Annotated in this window: 3 protein-coding genes, 1 tRNA gene and 1 riboswitch; all 4 genes read left to right on the top strand. The window is 39.6% G+C overall.

All coding sequences use genetic code 11. The features are described 5' to 3' along the window. The first annotated feature begins 268 nt into the window (after positions 1-268). A riboswitch (cobalamin riboswitch) is annotated at positions 269-441 on the top strand. A gap of 565 nt (positions 442-1,006) precedes the next feature. Next, a tRNA-Leu gene (locus tag RYO55_RS09470) sits at positions 1,007-1,091 on the top strand. A 187-nt stretch (positions 1,092-1,278) separates the two neighbouring features. Continuing rightward, complete coding sequence (gene mfd, locus RYO55_RS09465) at positions 1,279-4,575, top strand: transcription-repair coupling factor (RefSeq protein WP_314985283.1); 3,297 nt, start codon at positions 1,279-1,281, stop codon at positions 4,573-4,575. Then, the gene (locus RYO55_RS09460; protein WP_295816880.1) at positions 4,572-6,179 is read left to right on the top strand and encodes a polysaccharide biosynthesis protein; all 1,608 of its coding nucleotides are present in this window, start codon (positions 4,572-4,574) and stop codon (positions 6,177-6,179) included. Before mfd ends, RYO55_RS09460 begins: the two co-directional genes overlap by 4 nt. Beyond that, on the top strand, positions 6,163-6,885 hold a 723-nt coding region (mazG, locus tag RYO55_RS09455; protein ID WP_314985280.1), incomplete at its 3' end, for a nucleoside triphosphate pyrophosphohydrolase. The genes RYO55_RS09460 and mazG, both read left to right, overlap by 17 nt.

Genomic DNA, 6,885 nt, shown 5'->3' with positions numbered 1-6,885 from the left:
ATGCAATGCGCAGGATTTATCTTGAAGGTGCAGGATTGACGGATATTTGGTTTAACTTTATTCCTATGATTATATTAACTATTGTTACTATGTCAATGGCGGGGTGGTTGTTTAGAAATCGTGTGGGATAAGTTTGTTTTCTAGCTAGTTGAATTATTAATTTCTGTTATAACAATACGGCAGACCTATATAGCATTTTTTTATTAATAAATATGCTACTGCCGTATTGACGAAATGAATTTAGACTGTTAGAATAAAAGCATAGAAAACATCATATTTGGGAATAGGTGCTGAAAAGCATAATAGAGAAGCTGGTTAAATGCCAGCACGGTCCCGCCACTGTATGGTCGAGCGAGTCTAAATTAAGTCACTGGGAAACTGGGAAGGCTAGATGAGCGATGAAGCCGAGTCAGGAGAACTGCCTATTCAACATTCACCATTTGACCTACGAGAGATAGGGAGGAGAAGTTAATAGCTCCTTTTTACGTATTCGTAAAAAGGATTTTTTAGTTCTATAGGATCTAAATTGTATTATATTTGATTTAGATTTTAGTTCTATACGACCTAAATGTCGTGCTATGGTCATGGTGGATTTACCTTCTTGGTATTACCAGCATGACGTATGTTATGACTGTTAATATATTTTATGGTAAATGTAGGGCATGCATTTATTCATCATCATCCTAAAAAAGAGGCTGACCCAGGGTTCTAGTAGTTCGGATTCTGGGTCAGTCTCTTTTTATTTTGCAAATATTAATTATCAGTAAGAACTTTTAGATTGAGACCTGTAGAGTTAAGGTTTAGATAAGGCGTTAAGCGTTAATATATATACAATTGTAGAGTTAAGAGTTTTTAGATTTAGAATTTGTTTTAGGTTTACGTAAATTGTAAGGTTTAGATAGTTATTTTCCTTGGAATATATTTTTCGATGTATGAATTTTATGTCATTTATAAAAAAATGATTGACGATGAATTCCATACATGATATTATTATTTCAGTTGAGACGCGGGAGTGGCGGAATTGGCAGACGCACCAGACTTAGGATCTGGCGCCTTACGGCGTGGGGGTTCAAGTCCCTTCTCCCGCACCAACTTTATTGCACCTTTAGAGGTGTATTTTTTTTGCCTAAATTAAGTATTAACGTGGATATTTATATCGATAAACACATACAATTTGATAGGAAGATAGGTACAGATTTAACTACTACGTTATATGTTATAATAAATGAGTTAGAACTATTTAATTAATACAATCATAGTAATACTATATGGTGCAGTATGGATAATACATTAACAAAACTGCTTTCACAGAACCCATCCTTTGTGGATGGGCTAAACGCATTTCAGCGAAAGGGGAAGTCAGTCATATATGGTCTTAGCGGATCTCAAAAGAGTTTCCTCTTAAGTCAATCTTTTTCTGCAGGTCTTACAAAACCTGTAGTCATCGTAGTTCATGATAAGGACCATAAGGAGATGTGGGAACGGGACTTAGCTTTTTTCATGCCTAATGTACCAGTCTTATCATTTCCTACAACAGATCATGTAGACTTTACGACTGTGGCTCGCAGTCTTGAAGACCAAGGTGCGCAGATGCGAGCATTAGCACTGTTGGCGTGGCAAGAGCCAGCAGTAGTCATTGCCAATGCTGAAGAGGTTACACAATATGTCGTATCTCCTCACTATTTAAAGGGCCAATCATTGCATTTTGCTTTAAATGATACCATTGAACGTGATGTAGCCCTTGAACAGCTCGTAACAATTGGATATGAACGCGTAGACCAGGTGGAACAACGTGGTCATTTTGCCGTGCGTGGAGATATTTTGGATATTTATCCTGTAAATAGTGATCATCCGATTCGTATTGAATTCTTTGGCGATGAGATCGATACATTGCGTTTCTTCTCCGTTGAGAATCAACGTTCCATTGAGCAAATTGAATCCTACACGGTAACGCCTTTCTTTCTTGGTAAAAGTGATGCGGACAGTACTTTATTATCTTATGTGAAAGAGGGCACTCTGGTTTATGATGAGCCAGGGCGAATTCAAGAGGCGTTAAAGAAATTCTTAAAAGAAGATCCTACACATCGGAAAAATCATTGTGACTGGAGCGAATTGCAGCGCACTGTAGATGCCACAACTCAAGTGGCTTTTACATTTATGCAACAACGCTCTATTGGTCTTACTGGATTTAACCCTATTGGTATTCAAGGGAAGACGATGACGAGCTTTGAGCGTCAAATTCCCCTATTAACAGATGAAATAAAGCAATGGCATCGTTTAAATCACCAAGTGGTACTAGTATTAAATAATCAGCAACGACGAGAAGGTATTGAGCGTGCCCTTGAAGGGGAAAATATTGCATTTACTCATAGTGATACATGGATAGCAAAGCCGAACACTGTCGTTATTTTAAAAGGATTATTAACAGATGGTTTTGAATTGCCCAATAGTCATTTAGTAGTAGTCGTAGAAGGCAATATTTACGGACAACAAAAGCGCAAGCTTCGCACCAAACCTAAAAAGGGCCAAGAAATCAATTATTTCACGGATTTAACCCCTGGTGACTATGTTGTACATAGTATGCACGGTATCGGTAAGTATATTGGTCTTAAAACGATAGAAACGGAAGGTATCCATCGGGACTATATTGAAATCGCTTATGCTGGAACGGATAAATTGTTCTTACCTGCAAATAATTTAGATCAGTTACAAAAATACATCGGCAACGAAGGTGATGTGCCTCGTATTCATAAGATGGGTGGCCGTGACTGGGCTAAAGTTGTTACAAAGGCAAAAAAATCCATTGATGATTTGGCAGATAAGCTCGTTGAGATATATGCACAACGAGAAATCACAGAAGGCTTTGCATTCTTGCCGGATCAACCATGGCAGCAAGAGTTTGAAGATGCGTTCCCATATGAGGAGACGGAAGACCAGTTACAGGCTACGGCGGAAATTAAAGAATCTATGGAACGACCTGTTCCTATGGATCGCCTGCTCGCTGGTGATGTAGGCTTTGGTAAAACGGAAGTGGCTATGCGTGCCATTTTTAAGGCCGTTATGAGCGGTAAACAAGTAGCGGTACTTGTACCGACCACGGTATTAGCACAGCAACATTTCCAAACCTTTTTAAATCGATTTGCTCCATTTGGGGTTAAAGTAGATGTACTCAATCGATTCCGTACTACATCAGAGAAAAAGCAAGTTCTTAAAGGTGTAGAGGATGGTTCCATAGATGTCCTTATTGGGACCCATTCATTGCTCAACAAAAAGGTTGTCTTTAAGGACTTGGGGATGCTCGTAGTAGATGAGGAGCAACGCTTTGGGGTAGCACAGAAAGAAAAGTGGAAAGAGTGGGCTAGCAATATCGATGTACTCACCTTGAGTGCTACACCGATTCCGCGGACTTTACATATGTCCCTCGTTGGTGTTCGAGAAATGTCTGTTATCAATACTCCGCCAGAGGAGCGCTTGCCTGTTCAAACCTATGTGGTGGAATACGATATGAATCTCATCGCAGATGCTATCAAGCGAGAATTGGCGAGGGGCGGACAGGTTTACTTTGTATATAACCGTGTTGCGTCCATTAATCATATGGGAGAACTATTAGAATCCGCATTGCCTGGCTTGCGTTATGCCATTGCTCATGGACAGATGACAGGCCGTCAAATTGAGGAGATTATGACTGATTTCTATGAAGGTCATTATGATGTGCTCTTGTCCACGAGTATCATTGAAACCGGCTTAGATATTCCTAACGCCAATACTATCATTATTTATGATGCGGATCGTTTAGGTTTATCTCAGCTATACCAAATGCGAGGGCGTGTAGGCCGTTCTCGTAGACGTGCTTATGCATACTTTATGTATCGGCCAGATAAAATACTTTCAGAGGCAGCTGAAAAGCGTTTGAAAGCTATAGAGGAGTTCACTGAGCTCGGCGCAGGATTTAAGTTAGCCATGCGAGATTTAGAGATTCGCGGTGCCGGTAATCTATTAGGTTCACAGCAACATGGTAATATCGCATCTGTCGGCTTTGGCATGTACGTGAGTATGTTAGAAGAGGCGATTGCAAAGGCTCAAAATAAAGAAGTTGAGCGAGATGTATCCATTGATCCAGCTATCGACTTAGAGGTAGATGCGTTTATTGACGATGCGTATATCAAAGATAGTGCTCGTAAGATTTCTGTATACCAACGATTGTTACATATTAAATCTAAAGAGCAACTCGACGATATGACGGATGAGCTCATTGATCGCTTCGGTACACCAACCGATCCAGTAGACCGTTTGTTGCGCATTGCTCAAATTAAGGAGCAAGCACGTCTACTGGGCATTAAGAGTATCGTCCGTAGAGATAAGCAACTCACTATCCATTGGCATGACGATTCTAAAATGGCCGATTGGGATATGGGGGCTGTACCAGAAGATTTATGGAAAAAAATGAAGTTTATGGATACCAAACCAGCCACATTATATGTGAGCCTTAATGGTATGAAAGGTTCTATTTTGACCATTACGGAAGCGGTGATAAAGGCTCTTAGCCACAAGTCACCGACTAAGGAGGGCCTATGAATCGATTTTTAAAGGGTGCCATGATTTTAACCTTAGCCGGTATTATCGTGAAGGTCATCGGTGCGTTTAGTAAAGTTCTTATCGCACGGATTTTAGGTGGTGAAGGGATTGGCCTATATATGATGGCCTATCCAATCTATCAAATTATCGTTAGTATTTCTGCTGCAGGCATTCCTGTAGCCATATCTATTATGATTGCGGAAAAGCTTGCTAATGATGATATGCGAGGCGTACAACAAGTATTTTTTGTATCATTAAGGGTACTCGCTATATTAGGCCTTGTATTTAGTTTGGCTTTATATGGTAGTGCACAATGGCTCGTAGATAATCAAATCATCACTGATTCACGCGCTTTAATTGCTATTCAATTATTATCTCCAGCTATTTTTGTAGTGACTATCCTAAGCTGTTTTAGAGGGTATTTCCAAGGTTTCCAATACATGGTACCTACCGGTACGAGTCAAGTATTTGAACAGATCTTTCGCGTATCATCTATGGTAGGTTTGGCATACTACTTCATTGATCGAGGACTTCATTTGGCGGCAGGTGGTGCGACCTTTGCTACATTCCCAGGCGTATTGGCGGGGTTACTTGTATTAATTTATTTTTACTACCGACAACGCAATATTCGAGAAAAAATGCTTTCACAACAGAATCCTAATGCCATTTGTGAAAGTAACGGCACCGTAGTTAAACGATTGTTTAGTCTTGCCATACCGGTTTCTATGGCGAATATTATGCTTCCTATGGTATCACTCATTGATACATTTATCGTTCCAAAACGATTGATGGATATTGGATACTATCTCAATGAAGCAACCACACAATTTGGTTATCTGACGGGTATGGCAACATCTCTGATTGGGTTGCCGATCATTCTAACTACATCCTTAGCCGCTAGTCTTGTACCAGCCGTATCTGAGGCACATACTCAAGGTGATGTACATCGCATCGTAAAACGGGCGGAAACGGCGATTAAAATTGCTAATATGTTTACGATTCCAGCCTGCATTGGACTTTGTGTACTAGCTACGCCAATATCACAACTAATATATGCAACACCTCATGCAGGACCCGTTATTGCTGTTATTAGTTTGAGTATTGTGTTCCTTGGTTGGCAACAGATTACTGCAGGTGTTTTGCAAGGGTTAGGAAGAACAATAATTCCTATGGTATCGATTTTTATAGGCTTATTAGTGAAGACATTCTTAGATTATGAATTGACAGGTAGTGTTGAGTTGGGCATTAATGGTGCGGCTTGGGCGACGAATTTAAACTTTGCTATTGCAGCGCTTATTAACTATATTTTTGTAAAAAGATATGTAGGTTCAATACTTAACATATTAGAGTTATTAAAAATAATAGTATCTGCCATGGCCATGGGCGGTGCTACACAAGTTATCTATGTGAGCACTGTTGACTTATTAGGTAATGGTGGTGCTGTGACTGTAGCAATTGTAGTGGCTATCTTTGTATATGGTTTGTCGTTATGGCTTACTAAAGCTGTCGTAAAAGATGATATATATCATTTCCCAGTCATAGGTAAGCGCTTACAAGCTAGACGCAATAGGGAGGAAGCAAAGTTATATGAAGAACAATATTGATATTCAACCTTTAGTCGATGTAGTGAAAACTTTGCGTGCACCAAATGGCTGTCCTTGGGATCAAAAGCAAACGCATGAATCTTTACGCCGCTATTTTATAGAAGAGACCTATGAGGTGGTAGATGCTATTGATAATAAAGATATGTCGAATCTTCGTGAAGAGTTAGGTGATGTATTATTGCAAGTTGTCTTTCATAGTCAATTGGCAGAGGAGGCTGGTCATTTTACATTTCAAGACGTAATTAATGATGTCGCTGAAAAAATGATTCGTCGTCATCCTCGTGTTTTTAACCCTGAAAATGATGAAAAGTCATACACTTGGGATGAATTAAAGGCACAAGAAAAGAAAAATATTCAAAATTCTGTGCTGGATGGTGTATCGAAAAGTTTACCTGCTTTAATGGCGGCTTATAAGCTGCAAGAAAAGGCCGCGAAGCTAGGATTTGACTGGAATGAGCTTGATCCTGTTTGGGCTAAAGTTTCCGAAGAAATGGGGGAATTTAAGGAGGCTATTGATCAAAATGATAGAGAAAATATGGAAAAAGAAGCAGGAGATGTGCTTTTTTCCTTGATTAATCTATTCAGATGGTATAAAATAAGCGGTGAAAATGCACTAAATCGCACAAACACAAAGTTCCGACAGCGTTTTTTACATGTAGAAGCTTGTGTTAACCAAAGCGATCGCTCATGGGAAGACTTTTCATTA

Origin of the sequence: uncultured Veillonella sp. (assembly GCF_963551295.1) — a bacterium.
Taxonomy (GTDB): domain Bacteria; phylum Bacillota; class Negativicutes; order Veillonellales; family Veillonellaceae; genus Veillonella.
Note: the sequence above shows the minus strand (reverse complement) of the source record. Positions and strands in the feature narration are given on the sequence as shown.